Origin of the sequence: Shewanella electrica, assembly GCF_022321485.1 — a bacterium.
Taxonomy (GTDB): domain Bacteria; phylum Pseudomonadota; class Gammaproteobacteria; order Enterobacterales; family Shewanellaceae; genus Shewanella; species Shewanella electrica.
On sequence record NZ_JAKOGG010000003.1, the window covers coordinates 1 to 23,797 of the forward strand.

General features: G+C 49.5%; 21 protein-coding genes. 9 read left to right on the plus strand and 12 right to left on the minus strand.

From position 1 onward, the window contains the following. Positions 1-53: 53 nt before the first annotated feature. The 8 genes from L9G74_RS04890 to L9G74_RS04925 form a co-directional block, all read right to left on the minus strand. A complete protein-coding gene (locus L9G74_RS04890) occupies positions 54-692 on the minus strand; it encodes a hypothetical protein (protein ID WP_238895178.1) in 639 nt (212 codons plus the stop codon). Positions 693-1,400: 708 nt separating this feature from the next. Beyond that, the gene (locus tag L9G74_RS04895) at positions 1,401-3,230 is read right to left on the minus strand and encodes a family 43 glycosylhydrolase (protein WP_238895179.1); all 1,830 of its coding nucleotides are present in this window, start codon (positions 3,228-3,230) and stop codon (positions 1,401-1,403) included. A 13-nt stretch (positions 3,231-3,243) separates the two neighbouring features. Then, positions 3,244-5,175 carry a glycoside hydrolase family 97 protein gene (locus tag L9G74_RS04900; protein WP_238895180.1) on the minus strand — a complete coding sequence of 644 codons (1,932 nt, stop codon included), beginning with the start codon at positions 5,173-5,175 and terminating at the stop codon, positions 3,244-3,246. Between the two features lie 115 nt (positions 5,176-5,290). Further along, on the minus strand, positions 5,291-6,367 hold the full coding sequence (locus tag L9G74_RS04905) for an aldose epimerase family protein (protein ID WP_238895181.1): 1,077 nt from the start codon (positions 6,365-6,367) through the stop codon (positions 5,291-5,293). Between the two features lie 241 nt (positions 6,368-6,608). Then, positions 6,609-7,193, minus strand: a complete 585-nt coding sequence (locus L9G74_RS04910) for a beta-phosphoglucomutase family hydrolase (RefSeq protein WP_238895182.1) — start codon at positions 7,191-7,193, stop codon at positions 6,609-6,611. Between the two features lie 573 nt (positions 7,194-7,766). Further along, complete coding sequence (gene araA / locus L9G74_RS04915; RefSeq protein ID WP_238895183.1) at positions 7,767-9,269, minus strand: L-arabinose isomerase; 1,503 nt, start codon at positions 9,267-9,269, stop codon at positions 7,767-7,769. 35 nt (positions 9,270-9,304) lie between these two features. Continuing rightward, entirely contained in the window at positions 9,305-9,997 is a 693-nt protein-coding gene (locus L9G74_RS04920; protein WP_238895184.1) for an L-ribulose-5-phosphate 4-epimerase, read from the minus strand. After that, on the minus strand, positions 9,997-11,652 hold the full coding sequence (locus L9G74_RS04925) for a ribulokinase (protein ID WP_238895185.1): 1,656 nt from the start codon (positions 11,650-11,652) through the stop codon (positions 9,997-9,999). Before L9G74_RS04925 ends, L9G74_RS04920 begins: the two co-directional genes overlap by 1 nt. A gap of 1,234 nt (positions 11,653-12,886) precedes the next feature. Between L9G74_RS04925 and L9G74_RS04930 the strand changes: the two genes are divergently transcribed. Both L9G74_RS04930 and L9G74_RS04935 read left to right on the plus strand, forming a co-directional pair. After that, the gene (locus L9G74_RS04930; protein WP_238895186.1) at positions 12,887-14,290 is read left to right on the plus strand and encodes an anion permease; all 1,404 of its coding nucleotides are present in this window, start codon (positions 12,887-12,889) and stop codon (positions 14,288-14,290) included. Positions 14,291-14,357: 67 nt separating this feature from the next. Then, positions 14,358-15,866: a fumarate hydratase gene (locus L9G74_RS04935; RefSeq protein ID WP_238895187.1), complete on the plus strand. Its 1,509-nt coding sequence runs from the start codon at positions 14,358-14,360 to the stop codon at positions 15,864-15,866. Positions 15,867-16,016: 150 nt separating this feature from the next. On the opposite strand, the gene L9G74_RS04940 is transcribed toward L9G74_RS04935, so the two are convergent. From L9G74_RS04940 to L9G74_RS04950, 3 genes are all read right to left on the minus strand, one after another. Next, a complete protein-coding gene (locus tag L9G74_RS04940; protein ID WP_238895188.1) occupies positions 16,017-16,487 on the minus strand; it encodes an energy transducer TonB in 471 nt (156 codons plus the stop codon). A 166-nt stretch (positions 16,488-16,653) separates the two neighbouring features. Next, entirely contained in the window at positions 16,654-17,004 is a 351-nt protein-coding gene (locus L9G74_RS04945) for a hypothetical protein (RefSeq protein ID WP_238895189.1), read from the minus strand. Between the two features lie 26 nt (positions 17,005-17,030). Continuing rightward, a complete protein-coding gene (locus tag L9G74_RS04950) occupies positions 17,031-17,549 on the minus strand; it encodes a GNAT family N-acetyltransferase (protein ID WP_238895190.1) in 519 nt (172 codons plus the stop codon). A gap of 137 nt (positions 17,550-17,686) precedes the next feature. Between L9G74_RS04950 and L9G74_RS04955 the strand changes: the two genes are divergently transcribed. After that, positions 17,687-18,664: a GGDEF domain-containing protein gene (locus tag L9G74_RS04955; protein ID WP_238895191.1), complete on the plus strand. Its 978-nt coding sequence runs from the start codon at positions 17,687-17,689 to the stop codon at positions 18,662-18,664. A gap of 120 nt (positions 18,665-18,784) precedes the next feature. Further along, positions 18,785-19,213 carry an META domain-containing protein gene (locus tag L9G74_RS04960; protein WP_238895192.1) on the plus strand — a complete coding sequence of 143 codons (429 nt, stop codon included), beginning with the start codon at positions 18,785-18,787 and terminating at the stop codon, positions 19,211-19,213. A gap of 25 nt (positions 19,214-19,238) precedes the next feature. On the opposite strand, the gene L9G74_RS04965 is transcribed toward L9G74_RS04960, so the two are convergent. Beyond that, positions 19,239-19,463 (minus strand): hypothetical protein, encoded by a 225-nt coding sequence (locus L9G74_RS04965; RefSeq protein ID WP_238895193.1) that lies wholly within the window; start codon positions 19,461-19,463, stop codon positions 19,239-19,241. A gap of 214 nt (positions 19,464-19,677) precedes the next feature. Between L9G74_RS04965 and L9G74_RS04970 the strand changes: the two genes are divergently transcribed. From L9G74_RS04970 to L9G74_RS04990, 5 genes are all read left to right on the plus strand, one after another. Next, complete coding sequence (locus L9G74_RS04970) at positions 19,678-20,127, plus strand: GNAT family N-acetyltransferase (RefSeq protein WP_238895194.1); 450 nt, start codon at positions 19,678-19,680, stop codon at positions 20,125-20,127. 5 nt (positions 20,128-20,132) lie between these two features. After that, on the plus strand, positions 20,133-20,663 hold the full coding sequence (gene yjjX / locus L9G74_RS04975; protein ID WP_238895195.1) for an inosine/xanthosine triphosphatase: 531 nt from the start codon (positions 20,133-20,135) through the stop codon (positions 20,661-20,663). A 114-nt stretch (positions 20,664-20,777) separates the two neighbouring features. After that, positions 20,778-21,344: a GNAT family N-acetyltransferase gene (locus tag L9G74_RS04980; RefSeq protein WP_238895196.1), complete on the plus strand. Its 567-nt coding sequence runs from the start codon at positions 20,778-20,780 to the stop codon at positions 21,342-21,344. An 86-nt stretch (positions 21,345-21,430) separates the two neighbouring features. Continuing rightward, complete coding sequence (locus L9G74_RS04985; RefSeq protein WP_238895197.1) at positions 21,431-22,468, plus strand: NADP(H)-dependent aldo-keto reductase; 1,038 nt, start codon at positions 21,431-21,433, stop codon at positions 22,466-22,468. A gap of 105 nt (positions 22,469-22,573) precedes the next feature. Next, the gene (locus L9G74_RS04990) at positions 22,574-23,797 is read left to right on the plus strand and encodes an aminotransferase class V-fold PLP-dependent enzyme (RefSeq protein WP_238895198.1); all 1,224 of its coding nucleotides are present in this window, start codon (positions 22,574-22,576) and stop codon (positions 23,795-23,797) included.

The window sequence follows — 23,797 nt, forward strand, 5'->3', positions numbered from 1 at the left end:
ACTGACTACCTAGAGCTGGTACTAACAGCGGGTTTAAATGCGTTGAGTGATATTTAGGCATTCATGCTCTCACCCTGATATGCTACCCAATTAAAAAATAAAGAGAGAATTTCTGCCAAATTTTTCAAACTATCTTTAATTCCAAAAACAGATTCCCAAACTGTTACTAGAGTTAATAAAAGAATGTAATTATTAGTTCTAGATTGGAGTAGTTCCATCTTCTTTTGGATGTATAGGTGATCCATCCAGTTGTTATCATCTTCCTCATCTATACCAAATTTAATAGACTTTTTTTGACTATCATCAAATTGATAAGTTTCAAAATATTTATCTTCATCCTTTGGTACTACAGTGAGATAACACCATTGCATCCCTTCTAAAAAAATTAGGCATTTATCTATCTCAATAAAGATTTCTTCATTTGGATTCAAAGATCTGACAAATATTTCATCATATTCCATATCTTGAAAGAATTTATCATTTAAATCTTTAATCCCAGCAGAGACAATATTTGCTTCTGGAGTAGCCTTAGTATCTATATTCTTGATTTTTATTCCCCATGAGAAAGGTTCTCCTTGGACAATAGAACTATAACTTCTGAATCTCTTAGATTTATTCTTAAAGCTAGCCGTTATTTGTATTTTAAATGGCTCTTTTACTAATGTTTCTTGCTCTATAGTTTGATTATTCAATAGTACCGTCCTTGTTGTTATCCCTGTTCATTAGACGACGTTGTGCCACTTTTGGCTCATATTTAACGTCTAAAACTAAGCGCATATCTCATTAAGCACAATAGAAAAATTAACAAATTTCGTCATAGATAACAGTGTGAAAACAACAGTCTGCCAGGTACTAGGCAGAAAAGATGACATTCAGCTTCCAAGCACATATGAACTTTCGAACCACATTCGGCATAGCAGGCAACGCTGATTCCCCTTCGACGCGGCGGAGGAGCGTTGGGCAGGCATCAAGCAATTGAAGCATTCGCCGCTTCCGCGCAGAGAAATGGATTCCGAGTTGGCTGGGATTTACGAAATGGCAAACCAGACACATACTAAATAACTGAAAACAAAGCCGATGTCGTAGGAGTACTCCGAGAATTCCCAGCACATGCGGACTTGTGGCCGTCGCCAGCATGGATGCTGGCGTCGAGCTTACAGGGACGTACTTGCCAGCGTGCCACAAGGATGCGTGTGCATAAGCCCGCTGCAGGCGATTTACTAACTAAATACTCTAAGCACAGTACAGTGCGACATGAAAAGAAAAGGCCAACTAACAACGTGCTGACCGTTCAGCCGAGCGCTGAACAATCGCCCCAAAGGTTGGGCGACCACCCAAAGCCCAACAAAAAAGGCTCTGCAAACGCAGAGCCTTTCCAATCAACCAACAAGTGAAACTAACTACTTAGTTTCACGCAAATGGAACACTTGGCAATTAGTACCAAGAGCTGGTGCTTGGGCAAAGTTAGTGCCGTCGGCTAAACCACAGCTCGACAGGTCGAGCACTTGCTTAGTGTAACGGTTGTGCAGCTCAACACCGCCGCCTTCCAGTGGCGTAATACGCCAGTGAGAGGTTTTGGTTTGGCATTGACCAGTGATCAGGTTCGCACCTGGCACCACGGCATCATCTTTGGCTTCAATACATTGATCGCCATTGCTGATGTGGAAGAAACCATTGTCGGTCGCTTTGAAGTGCCATTTTTGATTAGCGCTATCAGACCAAGCTGATTGCTCCACGTTACCTTTCACAGTAGACACCACTTTACCGGATTGTTGGCTCACAATCGCCACGTCGCCGGTTGGGTTCAACTGCCATTGGCTGGCATCATCAATCTTATCCACTAACGTCAGGCCGTTGTTGGCTAACGCTAAGTATTTGCCAGTGTCACGATGTTTGATCAGCGTGTAACCGCCCATGCCAACATCTAAATGCCATTCTTGGAACGCTTCGTTGTGCCATGCATCTTCGTTGACTTTGCCGTTAACCACGCCAAGGAACTGGCCGTCATCGCTGTTGGCGATACGGAAGAAACCTTTGGTGGTTGGATCCAGCACAAAGCCACTGTTGCTGGCAGAACATGCGGCAACACCAGCACCGGCTGCGATACATTGTGATGTTTTACCATCTTGCAGCTGGTAGCGTTGGCCTTGGATGGCGGTTTTCAGCGGGCCATCTTCACCTGATGGTGGTGGCACCAATACGCCCGGTGTTAACGGTTTACCAAAGTTTGGTGTGCCATCCGCATGCCAAGTGAATTTTTGTGCACGCAGTGAACGGGTGGCGCTACAGCCATCAGTCACTTTGTCGTTAGCGTGGTAGACCAACCAGTTTTCTTTACCGTCTGGCGAGGTGAAGAAACCGTTGTGGCCGGGGCCAAAGACGCTGTCGGTACGTTCAAATACCGGTTGCGGTGATTTTTTCCATGAATTGATGTCCATTGGGTCGTTGCCCACCAATTCATATTGGCCCAGTTTGTAGTCTGGGGTGTCACAGAAGCTACCAGAGTAGATCAAGAAGGTGCGGCCATCGTGCTGCACAATCTCTGGGCCTTCAGTCACTTTACGGCCGCTGACTTCCCAATCGGCTTCTGGGCGAGTTAACACTACGTGTTTGGTGTCGGCTTTCAGCGTCCATGGGTTTTCCATGGCGGCGATGATGTTGCGTTGTTCGTCGCCTTGCCACTGTGAGTAAATCAGGTACAGGTTGCCGTTCACTTCCAGATAAGTACCGTCGATGTTCCAAGTGTCTGGCATCATCGCACCTTTGTAGGTGTATGGGCCCATTGGATCATCACCGGCGCTTTCCAGTACGTTCAGGTGTTGATAATCCAAGGTGCCATCTTGACCAGCGGTGTACATCATGTACCAGCGGTAGCCGTTCGGGCCTTTCAGGCGGTGGAATTCAAATGCCCAAAAGTTACAGCAAGCTTCTGGCATGGTGGATGACCACACGTTCACTGGCGTGGCACTGGCTAAACCTTCCAATGTTGGCGATTTGCGCATAACCAGCTCTGACGTCCACGTAGTCGTTGTCAGGTAGTAGTTGCCGTCCCAGTATTCCAACCATGGGTCGGCACCGTTAGGAAACAGTGGATTGGTAAAACTACCCTTGGGGGTGGTTTGTGCAGTTGGTGTGGTTGCGCTACTGGTGTCCTGTTGCGTGGTCGCGCAAGCGGCCAACGCTAAGGTCAGTGGCAACAGTGCAAGCTTAGGGCTTAGTCTGTTTTTCATTTATCAACTTCTCTCAATTAAAAACCATCACAAAACCGGCAGACGGTTTCAGTGTTAGCTGGCTGAGGCTGCTATCAACGTTGGATTGCACCACGGTGCGAGTTGATTCGCCATCATCCTGAATTAACAGGCCTTGTCCATTTCCCACAAAGGACAAATCCAGCGCGAGTGATTTAGGTTCTTTTTCGGCATTAATACCGGCAATGAACCACTGTTTTCCTGCACGTCTGGCAATCACCGCATATTTGCCGGGATATCCCCCAAGAAAACGACTCTCATCCCAGCGGGCGGGTACCGAGCGCAGGTAACGCTTTACAAACTCAGGCTGTGCTTTCATCTGCTCTGGTGTGGTCACCAGATGTTGAATGCCTGAGGTCATGATCACCGGCAGTGCTAACTCAAAACCGTTACTGGTTTTGCGTTCAATATTGGGAATATCTCCCAGCACCATCGGCGTAAAATCCATTGGGTCAAACAGGTTGCGGGTGAATGGCAACATGGCGACATGGGTTGCTTCGCGATCAGCCACTTCTTGGAAGAAGGTGATCATTTCAAAGCCTTTCACCGCTTCGGCGGTGAGCAAATTCGGCCATGTACGTTGTAAGCCGCGCGGTAAGGTAGTGCCGTGGAAGTTCACCAGCAGTTGGTGTTCGGCGGCGTCTTTCAAAATGTCTTGGTAATACTGCATGACCGATGAGCCATCGCCGGGGAAGAAGTCGACCTTAATCCCTTTGATGCCCATTTTTTGTAGGCGGGCGAATTCGCGCTGGCGGTCATCGTGGGTCAGCAGTTGGCTTTTGGGGGTGTATTGGGTGCCGTTCCACGCGCCCGAGGAGTTGTACCACAGCAGTAAACCAACATTTTTACTGTTGGCGTAGTCCACCAGCTCAGCCATTTTGTCGTAGCCGATGTTCTGATCCCAGTTCACATCAATCAAAATGAACGGCCAGTGCATGTCGGCGGCGTAATCAATAAATTGCTGCTGAATCGGGTAAGTGACCGATTCGTCTTTGAGTAAGCCCCAACTCCATGCGGAGATGCCGGGTTTAATCCAAGCGGTGTCGCTGATTTTGGCGGGGTCGGCTAAGTCAGTGCCGAGGGTGGAACTCATTAATGTATCTAAATCACCCACGGTGATGATACGCCACGGCGAGTGCAGCGGCAGTTTAGCTTCTGGCAGCCATTTGCCGTTGCTCAGCCCCTCTTCATGACTCGGAAAACGCAGTTGGTATAAGCCATCTGGGCTTTGCTGAGCCAAGTTGCTGCCAGCGTAATGGCCGTCGTTACCGGCTTCGGTGATGGCGATCCAGTTATCACCGTAATGGTACAGCGCCGGATAGATCCAACCGTTCTCTGTCGGTGATGGCGTGCCTAACGCAATGTTTTGACTGTAGTCTTCTTCGTAAGACGGATTGGTACGTTCCCAGCCGGATTTCGCTTCAGCTTTATGTTGCAACCAAGCTTTGGTTTCGGGGAAGAAATGGAAGCCGGTGAGTTCTTCCATCACAATGCGACTATCGGTTGATTTTTCGGGCAATACATAACGGTATGCCAAACCATCATCGGATAACCGCATCTCAACAGTCAGAGTTTGCCCTTGTGGGTTGCTAAAGCTGACTTTGATGTCGTTAGCTTGATAATCCACGTGGCGTTGTTTGCCGGTCCACAGCTCATATTGTTCGTGTACCGCTTCTTGCCCGTGCTCTTTTTTGAAACTGAGCGATTGGGTAAATTGGCTGTTGTTGAGCTTGAGCCCCAGCGGCGAAGGTTTCAACACGGGTTGATTGTTGTGAAACACTTGGTACCACAAGCGCCCTTGGTCATCGAGACTGAGCGAGGCGGATAACTGCTTATCTGGGCTAGTAAAACGCGTTTGCCATGCAGCGTGCGCATCAGCAGCAACCAGCATCAAGACTGCCGCACTGAGGCTAAGATAACCTTTCATACTGAAATCCCTATCACATGCTGCCTTAGTTGCTGCCGTAACATCTCGACGCAATAAGGACGATTCAAAGAAAACGAATGCCAGCAAACACTGGCATTCGCTGTAACGCTATCGCTTAAATCGTGGTGAAGTGATACACGATTTGCAGCTGATAGGTTTCACCGGGACGCAACTCAGTGGTTGGCCATTCTGGGTGGTTTGGTGAGTCAGGGTTATGTTGTGGTTCCAACGCAAAACCGCTGTTTTTACTGTAAGTGTTGCCTTTACCTTTCAGTGAACCATCGAGGAAGTTACCTGAATAGAACTGAATAGCAGGTTCGTTGGTGTAGACTTCCAAAGCACGGCCGCTGGCTGGGTCGGTCACTTTGGCGGCCAGTACCAATTCATTATCCGCGTGTGGACGCAGCACGAAGTTGTGGTCGAAACCGCCAGCCATGGTCAGCTGTTCGTTATCTACGTTGATATCTTTACCAATCGCTTTTGGCTCACGGAAATCAAACGGGGTGTCTTTCACGGATGCCACTTCGCCAGTTGGGATCAAACCTGGGCGAGTTGGGGTGTATTGATCGGCATTGATCTGCACTTGCTGATCCAAAATGCTACCGCCACCAGCAAGGTTGAAGTAGCTGTGCTGGGTCAGGTTAACAATGGTTGGCTTGTCGGTAGTGGCAGTAAACTGCATATCCAGTTTGTTGTCGGCAGTCAGCTCATACACTACGGTAGTCGCCAGCGTGCCAGGATAACCTTCTTCGCCATCTGGGCTGGTGTAAGTCAGCTCAACACAGGCTTTGCCATCTTTAACGAACGGTTTGATGCCCCATACTTTTTGGTCGAAACCGTGGCTACCGCCGTGCAGGTGGTTGTCACCGTCGTTGGTTGCTAGGGTGTATTCTTGACCATCAAGCGTGAATTTGCCGTCAGCAATACGGTTACCGTAACGGCCAATCAAGGCACCAAAGTAAACGTTGTTGGTTTTAGAGGCGACATAATCTTGCAGGTTATCAAAACCTAAAGCGATGTCAGTCATGTTGCCTTTGGCATCTGGGGTCAACATCTTAGTGATGATGCCGCCGTAGCTGATCACATCGACTTCAACGCCGTTGGCGTTTTTCAGCGTCACTAATTTAACTTCGGTACCGTCTGGCAAAGTGCCATAGGTTTTTTCAGTAGCGCTAACATTTGTTTGATTCATAGCGGGTTGTTCCGTGGCTGTCGCAGGTTTGGCAGGTGAAGATGGGGCTGAATTCTGTTCTGCAGGGCTGCAGCCTGCAAGCGCGATCCCTGCCAGCGTAAAGCCAGCTGCCTTCAGGCAATAACTCAGTAGGGATGGTTTACCCTGCCCTCGTTGTTCTGTTTGTCCTTTCATGCCTATACCTTTTTTTGATGGTAAATTTATCGTTTTATATTATAAATAAACGGCAAGTTGCAAGCTTTTAGCACTGGATCTTGCCGTCTTTCACAATTACATAATCCATTCCGGCTGCGGCGGCAGCCTTGGCACCGATTTGCGTATCTTCAAATACCACGCACTCGGCGGGTTGGAGACCCAACTGTAACGCGACTTGCAGAAACGTGTCTGGCGCAGGCTTACCATTTTCGACATCGGATGCCGTTACCAGCGCATCGATTCTTGGCAGGATACCTGTGTCGGTGAGCATCTCTACTGCATGCGCACGCTCGGCACCGGTGCCAACGCCTATTTTCATACTTGGGCGGTAATGTTCAAATACGGCGAAAGTCTCAGCAATCACCTTAGGGGTATGGTCGCCCTCTTCCCACAGCAATTTTTTGCGGGCGGCAACTTCGACGGGGTCATGGCTCATACCGTATTTTTCGTTGAGTACCACCACAGTTTGCAGCGTTGGCACGCCACCGAGGCTGTACATGTAGTCTTCATCCCATGGATAGCCGTACTCTTCACACACCGCGCGCCATGCATCTTGGTGTGAGCCCATCGAGTCAATCAGGGTGCCGTCCATATCAAAAATAATGCCGCGATACTGGCTCAAATCGATCATCAAATACCTCTTAATTTTGTGTCTGCAATATTGGGGGTTGCTTATTATAGGGTTCGCTCTCCGGCGAACTTGATATCAGCAAATAAAGTGTGCCAGCTAAACATATATCGAACCTGAATGCAGGTTTTTCTGTGCTACAGTTTTTCGCTGTTCGCTCTTTTGCTTTTCCGCTTCTCTCACCGCTTTTGCTTGTAACCCATCGTGCAAGTAATGGCAGAGCGCGAGTTGGTTTTCCTGCTTATCTACATGCTTTTTATCGCCGTTAGCCCTAAATGCTTTCGCTTTCGCTTGTGCTCCACCCCATCGTGCAAGCAACGGCAGAGTGCAAGTTGGTTTTCCTGCTTATCTACATGCTTTTTATCGCCGTTAGCCCTAAATGCTTTCGCTTTAGCTCTAACCCATCGTGCAAGCAATGGCAGAGTGCGAGTTGGTTTTCCTGCTAGGCGGCGGGCGCGACGCGTAGTGGTCTACGCGAGCAAGTGCCAACAACGCAGGAGAGCCAAATCGCCTCTGCGCCAAAACGACAAAAAGGCCAACTCCGTCACCGGAGTTGGCCTTTTCTAAACTCAGATCTTACAGACCTTTGCTCAGATGATAGTAGGCTGCACTATGACGCAGTTCGTTCTTGAATGAACGTACTGTGGTATCAGCGTCAATCACCGCACATTCAACACCGGCCATTTCTGCATAATCGATGATCATGTCAGTGTTTACAGCTTGGCTGTATGCAGTGTGGTGCGCGCCACCAGCGTAGATCCATGAAGCAGCAGCGGTAGCCAAGTTTGGACGTGGTTCCCACAGTGCAGAAGCTACTGGCAGTTTAGGAGTATCAGCAGGTGGATTCACTGCGTCTACTTCGTTAACGATGATACGGAAGCGATCACCCAGATCAACTGGAGATACTGCAACACCGGCACCAGCTTTACCTTTGAACAGCAGACGAGCAGTATCACATTTCACACCGATGGTGTGGCGATGGATTTCTACTTTTGGCTTAGCAGCAGCGATTGATGGACATACTTCCAACATGTGTGCTTGCAGCGCTTGGTCAACTGCACCGAAGTTGTAGGTGTAGTCTTCCATGAATGAACAACCACCGTCACGGCCTTGACCCATCACTTTCATGATGCGAACCATCGCGGAAGTTTTCCAGTCGCCTTCGCCGCCGTAACCGTAACCTTGAGACATCAGGCGTTGAGTCGCCAAGCCTGGCAGACCAGTCATACCGGTCAAGTTTTCAAAGGTGTTGGTGAATGCACCAAAGTTACCAGCTTCGAGGAAGCGAGCCATACCCAGTTCCAGACGTGCTTCGTTTTGCAGCATCTTGAATTGGTATTCATCTTCCAGCAGTGCTGCTGCCACCTCGTAATCGTTACGATAGATTTCGATTTGGCCTTTAACGTCAGCATCAGATACTTCGTTGATTACCGATACCAGGTCATTGATACCATAGCCATGCACTTCGTAACCGAAAGTGATTTGTGCACTCACTTTGTTACCTTCAGTCACCGCTACTTGACGCATGTTATCGCCAAAACGCGCTACTTTCAGGTGACGAGATTCGTTCCAGCCCAGTGCTGCACGACACCAATCATCGATTTGAGTCTGTACAGTTGGGTTTTGCCAGTGACCTACAACCACTTTGCGCTCTTTGCGCATACGGGTACCGATGAAACCGAATTCACGGTCACCGTGAGCACTCTGGTGAGTGTTCATGTAGTTCATGTCGATTTCGCTCCAAGGCAGCTCGGCACGGAATTGAGTGTGCAGGTGCAGCCAAGGTTTGTTCAGTACGCTCAGACCAGCGATCCACATTTTTGCTGGAGAGAAAGTATGCATCCACAGTACCAAACCAACGCAGTTTGCATCAGCGTTAGCTTGTTGGCACAGGTTGAAGATCTCTTCAGGGCTTTTAACGGTTGGCTTGCATACCAGTTTAACTGGCAGTTTAGCCGCTTCGTTCAAACCAGCAACGATAGTTGCACTGTCGTCAGCTACGGTTTCCAACACTTTTGGTCCGTACAAAGTTTGTGAACCTGTAACAAACCACACTTCTTTATTTGCAATGCTATTCATAACGACCTCTATATAATTGAAAGCGACTTACTGGCTTAATTCTGGCCGTAGTAAGCGTTTTTACCGTGCTTTCTGTAATAATGCTTGTCTGCGATTGCTTGGCTCAACAAGGTACCTTGTGGTGCCAGTGTACGTGTCAGATATGACATTCTCGCAATCTCTTCCAGCAGCGCAGCGTGGTATACCGATTTAGCTGCATCCGCACCCCAAGTAAATGGCGCATGACCAGCTACCAGCACCATCGGAGCGGCTTGGTAGTCTTTGTCTTTATAACAATCAGTGATTTGCACACCGGTTTCTTCTTCATAATCACGGGTGATCTGCTCTGCGGTCATTTCCGCAGTGCATGGGATCTCGCCGTATACGAAATCAGCATGAGTGGTACCTAAACATGGGATGGCTAATTTCGCCTGCGCCCACGCGGTAGCATAGGTAGAGTGAGTGTGAGTCACACCGCCGATGTTTTCAAAGTGGCGATACAGATGCGTGTGAGTTTTGGTATCAGAAGAAGGGCGCATTTTGCCTTCAACGATGTTGTTTTCCAAGTCCACAATCACCAAATCTTCTGGCTGTAACTTATCGTAAGATACGCCACTTGGTTTAATGGCGATCACACCTTTGTCGCGGTCGATCTGAGATACGTTACCAAAGGTGTAAATCACCAAATTACGGGTTTGCAACTCCATGTTGGCTTCATAAGCCTGGCGTTTGAGTTCTTTGTAACTCATTATTTTGCTCCGTTAACGTACTGACCCAGCGCCTGATATTTTTTATACAGGCGGTCGTAGATCGCTGCATTTTCAGGAATAGGTTGATAGGTTTTACATACAGGTGACGCCATCACTGCTTGCGCCTGTTCAACGGTGTCAAACTCACCCGCAGCTACGGCAGCAAAGATTGCCGCGCCCAGCGCACAGCTCTGGTCACTTTCCAATACTTCAATTTGGCAGTTCCACACATCGGCACAGGTCTGCATCACGAAGTCAGACTTCTTAGAGATACCGCCGATGGTGACCACTGACTCAATATTTACGCCTTCTTCGCGGAAACGTTCGGTAATCGCACGGGCGCCAAACGCGGTAGCTTCTACCAGACCACGGAAAATCTGCGGTGCGCTGCTGCCCATTTTCAGGCCAGTAATCGCCATGCTCACGCCTTGGTCAGCATCCGGTGTACGACGACCGTTGACCCAATCCAATGCGGTAATGCCGTGTTCGCTGATTGGCAATTTCGCAGCGGCGTTTGACATCGCCAGTAGCGTTTTATCTTCAAACGCTTGCGCTAATGCGGCTTGATCGACACCTTCGATGGTTGGCAACACTTCACGGATTGGCCACAGCAGCAGGTTTTTGAACCATGCATACAAGTCACCAAATGCCGATTGACCCGCTTCAAGACCAATCATGCCTGGCAATACGGAACCATCCACTTGACCGCAGATACCGCGTACTGACTTACCAGCCAGCTGCTCTTTTGAGGTCACAGTGATGTCACAAGTAGAAGTCCCCATCACTTTAGTCAGTACGCCCGGACGTACTTTGGCAGCGACTGCGCCCATGTGGCAGTCAAATGCGCCATAACCGATGGCGATGCCAACTGGCAGACCCAGTTTAGCGGCCCACTCTTCGGTCAAGCGGCCAGCCACTTCACCCGCAGTTTCGGTTGCTGGGTTCAGGGTATCGGCCAGACCATCTAACAATGGGTCGATGCCAACAAAGAATTCATTCGGTGGGAAACCGCCCCACTCTTCATTCCACATGATTTTATGGCCCGCAGCACAGCGGCCCATGCGGAATTTTTCTGGGTGAGTAGTTCCCGCAAGAATGGCGGTGATCCAGTCGCAGTGCTCAACCCATGAGTAGGTGGCTTCGCGCACTTTGGCATCGCTACGATATACGTGCAGTGCTTTAGCCCAGAACCATTCAGACGAGTAGATACCGCCCATATGTTTCAGGTAGTTCACTGAGTTTTCGTTAGCAGCTTTAGTAATTTCAGCCGCTTCCGCAATCGCAGTGTGGTCTTTCCACAATACGAACATGGCATTCGGGTTTTCGGCAAACTCTGGTGTCAATGCCAATGGCACGCCGTCTTTATTCACCGCAACAGGTGTGGAACCTGTGGTATCAAAGCTCACGCCGATAACACGGTCAGCGGCACCCGCTGGTGCAACTTGCCACAGGCCTTGGATAACTTGTTCCAAGCTGTCGAGGTAATCGAGTGGATGTTGACGGAATTGGTCCTTAGACGGCTCGCAATACAAGCCTTTGGACCATCTTGGATAGTAAATCAAATGGCTAGCAACCTCTTCACCGGTAGCGGTATCTACCAAGAGGGCTCTGACGGAATCTGAACCGTAGTCCAAACCTAAGGCATAACGAGACATAACAAACCCTTCGCTTAAACTGAATAGTGGCTGAAATAAGTCAATCTTGAACAAATTGTATGATAATAAGACCAAGGCATACTTGTAAAGGTACTCCTTGAATTATCCTGCTATTGCCAAACTGCCACCCAGCTCAAAAATCGATGTCATTTTGTGACCAAGCTTAAGGCTTGCCGTTGCTTTCGCAAATGCTAATTTTTCACCAGAATCGTCTAAATCACCAGCATTTTATTGATGATCTTTTTCGATGACTAGCATCGATTTGAACGATGAAAAAGCTTGCCACAACGGGGAGTATGCAATGAATAACCCAGAAGATAATGAGCGCGGATTTTACCGTGAAACTGATAGCAGATGGAAATTTATTTGTATAATTTTATGATAATTAACGTCGAAATAATTCAGCGGATTTTTTTGCTGGGTTTTGTGATCTCGCATGAAGCATTGTTGTGCTTTATTACGCGTTTTTGCCGCTGACAGCTCGGTCCCTGTAAACACCGCCACAACCTTGTTGCCTCCAGCTTGTTTAGTGGACGAAGCAAGCTGGCCGCGCCTCGTTCATCACACGTTTAACTTGAACAAACTTCAAACACCATAGCGCAACAGCCCCAAGCCGTCTGGTCAAGCGTCGGCTGCGATGCCGTGAATTGGCACAGAACGTCAACCAGCGACGCTCAATCTAAGCAAAACCCTCAATCACCAAACCTCACCGTCAATGAGCATAACAGTATGACATCAACGATATGCCATCTACCTACCCACCAACCATCAATCGCAATATGTGATTTGTCGTGGTTGGCCTCAATGCCTTTGCCCTGCGCTTAACAAGCGATCCCTTTCACAGTTTTCAATTTTGCCCGGCAACAAGTCTGAGTGTTTTAGTCAGGCTTTAGTTAACACGGTCACACAAATGTTGTTGAAAAAATAACGGCAACGGCACGAAGGAGTAAGTGAGAGGAAACCAACAGAAAATAAAAATGATAAATAACAAGTAATTAAATAGATATTTAGCTAGACAGACCGCAGACACAACACCTTTCTTGGTTAACTATCAATAACTTTCAAAACTAGTAATAAATCATCAAAAGCAAACAAATTTACTAATGAATTAGGCTCGCCAATTTCAATCCACCATTCAGTTACTGTTACCACGCGGCGCAGGTTCAACGACCTGTTTAGTGTAAAAACGAACGAACTAATTTAATTATTTTAACTACAGTAATTGGTGCTTACCATGAATAAAAAACTCATCTCATGGCTGATTATATTGGCAGTTGGGTGTGGGATCTGGTTCACTCCAGTACCTGCTGGGGTAGATCCCAATGCTTGGCATTTGTTAGCAGTATTTGTTGCCACGGTATTGGGCTTGATTCTTGAACCCATCCCAATGGGTGCAGTAGCGATTTGTGGTATTGCCGCCACAGCCGTTACCGGCACGCTGACAATCAAAGAGTCATTAACCGGCTTTTCAAACAACGTCATCTGGTTGATCGTGATGGCATTCTTCATCTCTCGTGCATTTATTAAGAGCGGCTTAGGCGCTCGTATCGGCTACATCTTTATGAAGCTGATGGGAAAACGTACGTTGACCTTGTCTTATGGCTTGCTGCTGACCGACACCCTGTTGGCGCCAGCTATTCCATCAAACACTGCGCGTACGGGTGGCATTGTATTCCCACTAGCAAACTCAGTGGCAGACGCTTACGGCTCTCGTGCTGAAGATGGTACATCGAAGAAACTGGGGAGCTTCTTGATGACTACCGTATTCCACGGCACCACCATCACCGGAGCGATGTTCCTAACCGGTATGGCAGCTAACCCACTGGCAGCGAAACTGGCTGGCGACATGGGGATTGAGATCACTTGGGGTGGTTGGGCACTGGCGGCAATTGCGCCGGGGATTGTGGCTTTGCTGGCCATGCCATTACTGGCTTACATGCTCAACAAACCTGAAATCACTGCCACACCACAAGCGCCACAAATCGCTGCTAAAGCCCTAGCAGAGATGGGCAAAGTGAAAATGTCCGAGTGGGTAACACTAGGGACGTTCATCGCCTTGATCGCACTGTGGATCGGTGGCCCTTCATTCGGCTTAGACGGTACCACTGCCGCCTTCATCGGTTTGATTATTCTGGTAAATGCCAATGTGCTGAGCTGGGACGATGTGCTGAAAGAAAAAGGCGCATGGAACACCTTGGTATGGTTCTCCGCCTTGGTAATGATGGCGACTTTCTTGAACAAACTGGGTTTGATCAAATGGTTCGGTACCTCTATCGCTGCCTCACTGACGGGTCTTGATTGGCCAACGGCGCTGGCATCGCTGGTGGTTATCTACTTCTTCATCCACTACGCCTTTGCCTCACAAACTGCTCACGTCGCCGCGCTGTACTCAGTGTTCTTGGCGGTTGCAGTGCAAATGGGCGCACCGGGCGTTATGGCTGCCATCATCTTCGGTATCGTCTCTAACCTGATGGGTTGTGGTACGCACTACGGTGCTGGTCCTGCACCAATCCTATTCGGCGCTGGCCACACTTCACTGCCTAAATGGTGGGGATTGGGCTTGGTCATGGGTATTGCGCAACTGCTCATTTGGGCCGTTGTCGGCGGTATCTGGTGGAAAGTGATTGGTCTGTACTAATCAAATGTAGCAGCACCGAGGCGCGTGCTTCGGTGCTTAAGTTCTTCAAATGAGCAAAGGGAACGTCATGACTATTATTAAAAAAGCTGACTTCATCGATAGTATCGAAGAAGCATTGCAATATATCTCTTACTATCACCCACTCGACTTTGTTAAAGCACTGGAAAAAGCTTATAACGCCGAGCAAAGCCAAGCAGCGAAAGACGCCATCGCGCAAATCCTGATCAACTCGCGTATGGCCGCGGAAGGCAAACGTCCTATCTGCCAAGATACCGGTATTGTTACCTGCTTCGTAAAAATCGGTATGAATGTACAGTGGGATAGCGACATGACTGTCCAAGAGATGGTGGATGAAGGTACCCGCCGTGCGTATACCAGCACCACTAACCCACTGCGTTTGTCAGTTGTGGCAGATCCAGCCGGCACACGTAAGAACACCAAAACCAACGCGCCTGCGGTAGTGCACATCGACATGGTGCCAGGCGACAAAGTGGACGTGATGATTGCCGCAAAAGGCGGTGGCTCTGAAAACAAAACCAAAATGGTAATGTTGAACCCATCTGACGACGTGGCAGCTTGGGTAGAAAAAATGGTGCCAGTAATGGGCGCTGGCTGGTGTCCTCCTGGCATGCTAGGTATCGGTATCGGCGGTACCGCCGAAAAAGCCGCGGTAATGGCCAAAGAAGCACTGATGGACCCAGTCGACATCCATGAGCTGATGGAAAAAGGCGCGGAAACCACAGAAGAAAAACTGCGTTTAGATATCTTTAAACGCGTCAATGACTTAGGTATTGGTGCGCAAGGTCTAGGCGGTTTGACTACCATTCTAGACGTCAAAATCAAAACGGCACCGACTCATGCAGCATCTAAACCTGTGTGCATCATCCCTAACTGCGCGGCCACTCGCCACGTACACTTCCACTTAGATGGCACCGGACCTGCGGATCTAACCCCGCCAAAACTGGAAGATTGGCCAGAAGTGACTTGGGAAGTGGGCGAAAACGTCCGTCGCGTTAACGTTAATGACCTGAAAAAAGCCGATGTGTCTGAATGGAAAGCTGGCGAAACCGTACTGCTGTCAGGCAAAATTCTGACAGGTCGTGACGCAGCACATAAACGCATTCAAGACATGCTGGCACGCGGTGAAGACTTCCCGGTCGACTTTAAAGACCGTTTCATTTACTACGTTGGCCCAGTAGACGCAGTCGGCGACGAAGTAGTTGGCCCAGCAGGCCCAACAACCTCAACCCGTATGGACAAGTTCTCTGACATGATGTTGGAGCAAGCTGGCCTGATGGGCATGATCGGTAAAGCCGACCGTGGTGAAGCAACGGTTGCATGCATCAAGAAAAACAAAGCGGTTTACTTGATGGCCGTCGGTGGCGCAGCGTACTTGGTTGCCAAAGCGATTAAAGCTGCCCGCACTGTCGCCTTTGCAGATTTGGGGATGGAAGCGATCTACGAGTTTGACGTCGTCGATATGCCAGTGACCGTCGCAGTTGACTCCGAAGGTAACAACCTACACAAAACCGGTCCAGAAATCTGGAAACTGAAAATCGCTGAAATGAATAAGTAATTTAGTGATTGCGGGTGAGCCGCCGCTCGTCCCTTGGACGGCTCACCATTTAACGCAAAAAAGCCTACTGCAGTTTGCTCGTGCAGTAGGCTTTTCTTTATGCTGTCATTCATAAACTAACCGCGAATGTACACGGCAAAACAGACTTACTTATGACTGGTTAGGCGCCTTTCCAAACTGACAGTGTTCTTTGGCTGCCGCTAAATTACCACGCGAATCAGGGCCATGTACCATAAAATCCAACTTAATTGAGGTCAGCACAGGCACTTTGTCTACATTGGCTTCAGTCGCCTGCCAACGCCACTTTTTCAACGCAGCCAACCCTTGGGAATCAAATACACCTTTGGGGAATGAATCGGTAATTTTGTAACCTACCATCTCGCCTGTAGCGCCAATGCCTACCGTTGCGGTAACACAACCTGACAGGCCCTTTTTCGCGGCGTCAATGCTGTATGCTGGCTCCACCCGCTTAGTCACCTGCCAATATTGTTCGACGAGATCCTTTTTCGCCTCACTACTAAGATCGACGTATTTGATTTGGTTTGGATCAGGTTGCTCTGACACCGACTTACAGCCAGAAAGCGCGACAAGAGCCAATGCCAACCAATATTTACTCTGCATACCACAATGTCCTTATTGTACTAATGAATCTACATGTCGTTGCATCAAGATAATACAAACAACAAATAAATAATAATATTAATACAAGAGAGAGAAATATCTGTGGTAACAGTATGTTAAAAATTCTGTCAAGCAGGAAAAAATCGGCAAGCGCTAACGTTGCGGTTTAATAACAATGATCAAAATGCGCGGTTTCCATGCACATAAATGCCAGTTGTGCTTCGGGTAATACTGCGACGTCAATCGTCGCAACTTGCTGCACGATCTGCGCGGGTTCCAACAACACGAGACTGGCTTTAGCGGCATTATCCGCGCCGCAATCTAACCAGCACTCATCGAGTTGCAGTAACAGGTGATGCCGCGTCGCGGCGACTAATTCCACTTCGCTAAACTGTGGGGCAAAGCCCTGATGTACCAGATGAGAATAGAGCCAGCGGCCCATGTCGTAACTCGACAGTGACAGTCGCTCGGCTTGTGCAATCAGCCCTTGTAAGGCGGTGTTACTGGTCTGAGTCATGGGACGCTCCTTTGGGCTATATCAAGCTAATCTTGTAACAGATAGAAGTCACGCCCGGCTAAGGTCATAAAATCGACGATCTGCATGTTGGCATGTTGGCAATGGGCCTTGAGCGAACGTTCATTATGCTCTGCCACCAACGCCATCACTTTACCGGCAACTTGCGCTTTTGCTGCACTGTACAACAACTTAAATGCGCCAGTTCCACGCGCTGCGGTGGCCAGCCATACTGGCCCACACACGCTGAGATTGCGCCAATCGAGCAGCACATCATTAGCGACGCAGCGGCGGGTTAACTCCCGATAGAGCGGTGCAGATTGGTGGAATGAAAACGGTGCCATAATCAGGTACCCCTGGGCTTTGGCATCGATTTCCAGCAACCAAATGGCCTGAAGTTGCAGTAGTTGCTTAAGCTGCGACTCGCTAAAAAAATCACCGGAAATGCCTTGCTGCAACTCTGTCGCGGAAAATTCATCAAATACCGCTTGCTGCTCTAATCTCTGAATGGTTGCCAGATCGGCTAAAACTGCGGTTCTTACTTGCATAACGTACTAATTTTTAAAGCCATAATTAAAATTTATTCCACGAAGTTCTATCAGCGTGTAACAGCGAATAAAGTTGCACAAATGCAATAAAATCACCACACTTAATCACATTTAAACAACATTCCATGGATTACATCATGCTGCCAGAAACAGTGAAGCCGGGCAAAAGCCTGCTGGAAGCCGATTCTCACGGTTTAAACCTTGTTCGCTGGATGCAGCAATGTGAGTTAATGAAGCACTATTATCAAGCAGATCGGGTTTTTGTGCTGCAAAAAACTGATGCTGGCTTTGAAATTATTGTCAGTGCCGCCGATGCCCATATGCGCTTCGTACCGGGAAAACACTTTGAGCAAGATAGCGGTTTGTTGCAACAAATGGTCAGCAGTGCGGCCGAAGGGCTCAACTTAGATCTGACCCAAACCGAAGTGGGCGCGTTGCCGAAAGAGTTCAATGATGCGCTGTGTCTGTTGTCGCGTCCGGTAGCATGGCCAGATGGTTCCGAGTTCGGCTGTTTATGTGTGGTGAATGCCCACGCCAACGAAATCCAACAAGTATCGCCGATGATGTTGGAGCCATTTCAAATTCTGCTGCAACAAGATTTAGCACTGCTGTGCCAAAACCACCGCATTGAGGCGCTATCGATGCGCGACCCGAGCACCGGCATGCTCAATCAGTACGGTTTTATTATGATGGCGCCACGTCAACTCAACCTTGGCCGACGCTTTGGCGCGCACTGCGGCATTATCTTCTTTGAATTGTGCTACCAAGACACGCTCGACAAGGACACCAAACTCAAAGGTCATCGCGAGTTATCTCAGTTATTGCTCAGTACCTTGCGCGCCGCCGACATGGCTGCGCACTATGACAGCAACAAATTTGTGCTATTGGTGTTTGTCGATTTGGAACGCGATTTAGAGCACATCATTCACCGCGTCCAAAAGCAATTTGCGCTGTCGCCGCTGCCAATGACCTTAGATGCCAGCAGCCAATTCTTCGCGCCCGACTCCACCGCGAAGTTAGCGCCCATGTTAGATGAGGCACTGGCAGGGCTCAATTCAGTAAAAACGGTGCAGCAAACGGACGCGCAAATTCAACCAAACGGCAACAACCCCTAACGTTTACGGCAAATCTTCAACGATAGGTCGCAAAAAGCCTATTTTTATCTGGTTTTTTGCTTCCACTTTAGTAGCAGAATTGCCAAACTAACGGCCAGCATTAATTTCTACTTCGTCGTCATGGTTAAAGCGTTTGTTATTCTTGCCCTGTCAGCCATTATCGCTGGTTGCCAGACACCTATCTCAGACAGTCAATACTCCCAAGATCTGCTGGGCAAATGGCGTATCAGCAATATTAACCAGCACAAAGCGCCAGCCTATAGCACTGCCTATCTGCAATTTGCCGCCAATGGCGTTTTAACAGGCAATAATAGCTGTAACGAATTTCAGGGAAGTTATCAGTTGCATGGTCAGCAACTGCAGATCGCGGCGAATCAAGGCACGATGAAGGCTTGCGTGGATGCGTTGATGGCGCAACAGCAGCAGTTAGATAGCACGCTGCCACAAGTGCAACAGGCCAGTGTATCGGGCAATAAATTACTGCTGTTAGATGGTGATCGAAATGTGCTGGTGAAACTCGTCAAAGAGCCAAACAGCACATTACAATAATACCGCTGACAGCAGACGTGTAAGTTTACGCGTCAAAGCGCACTTCATCGGCGAGATCAAAACGGGTCGGATACAGCGCTGCTGGCGGTTCGTCACGTTCAACCAAATAATCCCAATAGTCATTATCAAACTGATGGAATAGCCCTGACTGTTTGATCGCTTCGCGGTTAACACACCACCACCAAACCGGTGCCCACAGCCCAAGCGTGGCTGCAGTTAGCACAAAATGTAATAAGTTAATAACCAGCAAACGTTGATTTGCTTTTGATTTTATTATTCTTTTCACCGAACACCCCGATAACACTCACGCTAGCACTGCCTATTTACCGAGCGATTATACTTCCACATAGACTTTAGTCTAATAAGAATTAGCTATAAAAATTAGCAGATCCTGATTTGCCAGCAACCGCCTACGGCTGCTAGATTGGCGCCACTTTTTTCAAATATGTCGAAGTAACTGCAATATGTTGATACGTAAAGCAACCCCACAAGATTTGGCCGATATTGTGGCGTTTAATCAGGCGATGGCGTTTGAGACTGAAGGGTTAGAGCTAGATGGCGCGGTGTTACAACGTGGCGTGCAAACCTTGTTGGCACAACCCAGCCGTGGCTTTTACTTAGTTGCAGAGCAAGACGGCAACATTGCCGCCTCGCTGATGGTGACCTTTGAATGGAGCGATTGGCGCGCTAAAGATTATTACTGGATCCAAAGCGTGTATGTGCAACCCGCCTTCCGCCGCCAAGGTTTATACCGCGCACTGTATCAACATGTTAAGCAGCTTGCCCTAGAAAAAGGCAGTGCCGCCAGCTTCCGCCTTTATGTGGAGCAAGATAACCTCGTGGCGCAAAGCACTTATCAAGCGCTCGGCATGGAGCAAAGCCACTATCTGATGTTTGAAGAAAAGGTCAAGTAAGCAATATGAACGATGTCATTACGATTGTGGTGGGTTCCACCAATCCGGTAAAAGTGAACGCCGCCAAGGCGGTGATTGCCACGCTGCATCCAGACCGCAGCATTGAAGTTCAAGCGGTGAAAGCGCCATCTGGCGTGGCCGATCAGCCGATGACCGATAGTGAAACTAAGCTCGGCGCTATCAATCGGGTGCAGTGGTGCCGTGAACATTACCAAGCGGATTACTACCTCAGCATGGAAGGCGGTGTCGATCTGTTTGAACAAGGCCCAGCCACCTTTGCCTATGTCACTATCGCCACCGCGGAACAACTGTGTGTTGGCCGTACGGCGCACTTGCCGTTACCGCAACAAGTGTTTGATAAATTGGGCGAACAAGAGCTAGGCGATCTAATGGATGCACTGTTTAACACTGTCAACGTTAAACAAGCTGGCGGCGCCATTGGCCTGCTGACCGAAGGCCATGCCAGCCGTGAAAGTATCTACACCTCTGCGCTGATCCTCGCCAGTGCGCCACTGAGATTTAGTGAGTTGTATTAGCCGCAATGGCGCCGCACAGATTGTTTTGCGGCGGCGCGTGCCAACCATTGCGCTTAAGCGGATCTCAGACTATGTTGATTGCTATTCGGCCACCTTTTATGTTGACCCGCCATCATGTTCGACCGTACTCATGCGATCCCGCCCAAGACATTAGTTCCCGCTAAACAAGCTTGGCGCTGGCGCGTTACCCCCAGCATTAATATTCGCCCGATCAGCGGCAAAGATAATGCCGCCATGGCAGCGGTTATTCGCGCGGTGTCTGCGGAATATGAGTTGACGCCAGAAAAAGGCTACAGCGTGGCCGATGCCAGTCTCGATCAATTAGCTGAAGTGTACGCGGCCGAAGGTGCAATCTATTTAGTGATAGAGCTGCACGGCACGGTCGTCGGTGGCTGCGGTGTTGCGCCGTTAGCTGGCGTGGATGCCACCTGCGAGCTGCAAAAGATGTATTTTCTGCCACAGATCCGTGGTCTCGGCCTCGCCAGTGCGATTGCTAAACTGTGCATGAACTTCGCCAGTGATTATGGCTACCAGCAGATCTATCTGGAAACCACTCAGTTGCTCCCCGAGGCGTTACAGCTGTATTTCCATCTTGGTTTTCGCCAATTGCCACAGCATCTTGGCAATACCGGCCACAGTGTATGCGAGATCCCCATGCTCAAGCCGTTACTCGCTGGATAAAAATCCACCAGACAAGCATTAACTCTCTGTGCAGCCTGCCAAAAACTTGCTAGCTTGGGATCCCACCTAAGCTAAGGGAGTGTTTAATGGAGTATCGCCGAATCCCCCATACTAGCCTCGATGTCAGCCAGTTGTGTTTGGGCACCATGACATGGGGGCAGCAAAATAATCAGGCCGATGCCTTTGCACAACTGGACTGTGCCATTGGCGCAGGCATTAATTTTATTGATACCGCCGAAATGTATCCGGTGCCCCCCAAGCCCGAAACGCAAGGTGCGACAGAAACCATTCTCGGTGAATACCTGCGCAGCCGCAAAAACCGTGACAAGCTGATCATTGCCACCAAAGTGGCGGGCCCCGGCCGGTGCGATTATATCCGCCCCAATATGGCGTTGGATTGGAACAATATTCACGCCGCAGTGGACGCCTCATTAGAGCGCTTAGGCATAGATACTATCGATCTGTATCAGATCCACTGGCCGCAACGGCACACCAATTTCTTCGGCGAGATGTACTATCCCGACGAGCCGCGTGAAACCAAATCCTCGATTTTAGAATCATTGGAAGCGTTAGCCGAAGTGATCCGCATGGGCAAGGTACGTTATATCGGTGTATCGAACGAAACCCCGTGGGGGGTGATGAAATACCTGCAGTTGGCAGAAAAACACAGCTTGCCGCGCATCGTCACGGTGCAGAATCCTTACAGTTTGCTCAATCGCAGTTATGAAGTCGGCATGAGCGAAGTCAGCCATCGTGAAGAACTGCCACTGCTGGCCTATTCGCCATTGGCGTTCGGCACCTTGACGGGCAAATACCTCAACGGCCAAACACCAGAAAATGCGCGCCTGACCTTGTTCGAACGTTTCTCACGTTACACTGGCAGCGAGCAAGCCATCAAGGCGACCGAGGCTTATGTCAATTTGGCGCACAAGCTCAATCTCAGCCCGGCACAGCTAGCGCTGGCATGGGTCAATAGCCGCCCATTTGTCGGCAGTAATATCATTGGCGCTACCAGTGTCGCCCAGTTGGAAGAGAATATTGGCAGCTTGCAACTCACGCTCGACGCTGAAGTGCGCGCTGAGCTGGAAGCGATCTCCACCGAGTTTCGCATCCCCTGCCCATAGCTCGTCGGCGCTCAACGCCGCATATTGGCTAAAGCCCTTGCATTAGGCGGCAGAATCTTTGAAGATCTGCCGCCTAATATTTTATCGCGACTTTAGCTAGCCAACATGAATCACGCCGCCATTCGCTCTCAGTTTCCCCTGCTTAATTGCTTGCAGGAGGAGGACTATCCGCTGTGCTATTTAGATAATGCCGCCACAGCGCAAAAACCGGCGATGGTGTTGCAGGCGATGGATGCGTTTTATCGCCAGCAAAATGCCAATGTGCATCGTGGTTCCTACCAGTTATCGGCCGCCGCCACCGCCGCTGTTGAAGCCAGCCGCGATAAGTTACAGCGGTTCATCAATGCTGAGCAGCGCCAAGAAGTCATTTTCACTCACGGCACCACCGAGTCGCTCAACATGTTGGCCTACGGCCTTGAGCCGCAACTGCAAGCGGGCGATCTGATTCTGGTTGATAGTGCCGCGCACCACGCCAATATTGTGCCGTGGCAACAACTGGCGTTGCGTACCGGTGCCCAAGTGGTGCCGATCCCACTCGATGAAGAACTGCGTTTAGATGATGCCGCCTGCAAATTGCTGTTAGCGAAGAGGCCCAAGATTGTGGCGTTGAGCCATGTGTCTAACGTGCTCGGCACGGTGAACAATATCACCGCCCTTTGCCAACGCATTCGCGCCGCGGGGGCGATTAGCGTGGTAGATGGCGCCCAAGCGGTGGCGCATCTGCCCGTAGATGTACAAGCCTTAGGCTGTGATTTTTATGCTTTTTCTGGCCACAAAATGTATGGCCCCACTGGCGTCGGCATTTTGTGGGGTAAGCTTGCCCAACTAGAGCAACTCACACCGATGCTGACCGGCGGCGAGATGATCAAAACCGTCAGCTTTAGTGGCAGCACCTTTGGCGCCTTGCCACATCGCTTAGAAGCCGGTACGCCGCCGATTGCCGAGATCATCGGCCTTGCCGCTGCGGTGGATTTTCTGACGCAGTTTGTTGATGCCAACAGCCGCCAACATGAGCAACGTTTGCTGCAGCAACTACGAGACGGTTTGCTCGCCATGCCCGCAGTGGAGCTGTACGCCGCCCACGCTGACAACCTCGGTGCCATTGCGTTTAACATTCGCGGCGAACATCATCATGATGTCGGCGCATTGCTAGATCAGCAAGGAATAGCCATTCGCTGCGGCCATCACTGCGCCATGCCATTGATGTCGCTGATGGCACTCAACGGTTGCTGTCGTGCCTCGCTCGGCATCTACAATAATGAGCAAGATGTCGCCCGTTTTCTGGCGGCGCTGCAACAAACTATCGCGCTGCTCACCGAGGAGATTTAA